This is a genomic window from Haloferax sp. s1 (assembly GCF_058382125.1).
This window is the reverse complement of record NZ_JBZRPK010000094.1, coordinates 1-1,007: the sequence shown is the minus strand read 5'-3', so window position 1 is coordinate 1,007 and position 1,007 is coordinate 1. Positions and strand designations below refer to the sequence as shown.

At 66.3% G+C, this 1,007-nt stretch carries 1 pseudogene; it reads right to left on the bottom strand.

The annotated features are described in order from the left end of the window. Positions 1-39 precede the first annotated feature (39 nt). Positions 40-1,007, bottom strand: a pseudogene (locus tag QT222_RS00645) (HAL/PAL/TAL family ammonia-lyase); the annotation flags it as partial.

Genomic DNA, 1,007 nt, shown 5'->3' with positions numbered 1-1,007 from the left:
GACCGAGGCGCGGACGGTCCCGGTACCGGTCGCGAGTTAGAGGTCGTCATCGAGGAACTCCGCGCCCGGCGAAGCACAGAGGAGTTCGACGCCGACGATAGTCGAGACGTTCTCGATGACGGTCTGTGCGTGCAGCACGCTCTGGCCGCTCATGCTCACGTGGTCTTCCTGCCCGCCGCTGACCGGCGTCGAGTCGATAGAGGGACGACCAAGCGACCGGCACTCGTTGAGGAGCGCCGCGGCGGTGTACTGCGCAATCATGTAGCCAGACCGAAGGCCGCTGTGTTCGGTTAGGAACGCCGGGAGGTAGGATTCCTGTACCTCCGGATTGAGCATCCGGTCGGTCCGGCGCTCGGAGATGGCGGCGAGTTCGGTCAGTGCGCCCGCGGCGTAATCGAGTCGAAGCGCCAGCGGTTCGCCGTGGAAGTTGCCCGCCGAGACGACGGCGGCCACGTCGGTTCCGGGAGCGCGGTCATCAACGTCGCCCGCCGGGAAGACAAGCGGGTTGTCGGTCACGCTGTTGAGTTCGACGTCGACGGCCTCGCGGAGGTGGTCGACGGCGTCTCTGACCGCGCCGTGGACCTGCGGGAGACACCGAATCGAGTAGGCGTCCTGCACGCGCTCGCAGTCCTTGTGCGATTCGAGGACCGTCGAATCGGCGGTCAGGCGTCGAATCGTCTCAGCGCTCTTCTTCTGGCCGGGGTGGGGGCGAATTTCGTGAATCGCCGGGTCGCAGTTCGCCGTCGTTCCCATCGTCACCTCGGTCGTGAGCGCGCCCGCGGCGTCCGCCGCGTCGATAGTTCGCTCGGCATCGACGACGAACAGCGAGGCGAGACCGACCGTGAGTTGCGTTCCGTTGATAAGCGCAAGTCCTTCTTTCGAGGCGAGCGTCACCGGTTCCAGTCCGACTGCATCCAGCGCTTCGCCGCCTTCGAGACGGTCGCCGTCGATGTGGGCCTCGCCCTCACCGATGAGAACGAGCGCCATGTGCGCGAGGGGAGCGAGGT